We start from the raw sequence: 350 nt of genomic DNA, 5'->3' as shown, positions 1-350 counted from the left end.
TCGGGCGCGAGGTCGCGCCGCACCGCTGCGGCGGCAAGAACCGCAGCCATGCCGCGATGATCGCCGGTCAGGAAACCGTGGCGAGACGCCTCCATCCACTTGTCTTTGTCGATTGCGGCGATGCGGATCGGGTGGCCTGCTTCGCGCGCGATCTGCGCGGCATGGTGGCGCATCGTGCGTCCATTTCCTTCGCGGAAGGGATGGATGGCATTTATCTCGTTGAGGTGATCGCCAAGCCGATCGAAAAACTCGTCTCGAGGAAGGCCCCGGAAGTCACCCTGCTTACCCATATCCGCGAACCGTTTGTCGAGTTCGCGGGCGAGATAGGGGACGGCGGCGAAGCTCGATCC

1 protein-coding gene is annotated in these 350 nt (G+C 63.7%); it reads right to left on the bottom strand.

The window, feature by feature from the left end:
* Positions 1-290 (bottom strand): Fic family protein (locus CVH10_RS18550; RefSeq protein WP_369335875.1); only part of this gene is annotated, 290 nt, incomplete at its 3' end.
* Positions 291-350 lie beyond the last annotated feature (60 nt).

Source organism: Halomonas sp. ND22Bw, from assembly GCF_003011945.1.
Taxonomy (GTDB): domain Bacteria; phylum Pseudomonadota; class Gammaproteobacteria; order Pseudomonadales; family Halomonadaceae; genus Halomonas; species Halomonas halophila.
Note: the sequence above shows the minus strand (reverse complement) of the source record. Positions and strands in the feature narration are given on the sequence as shown.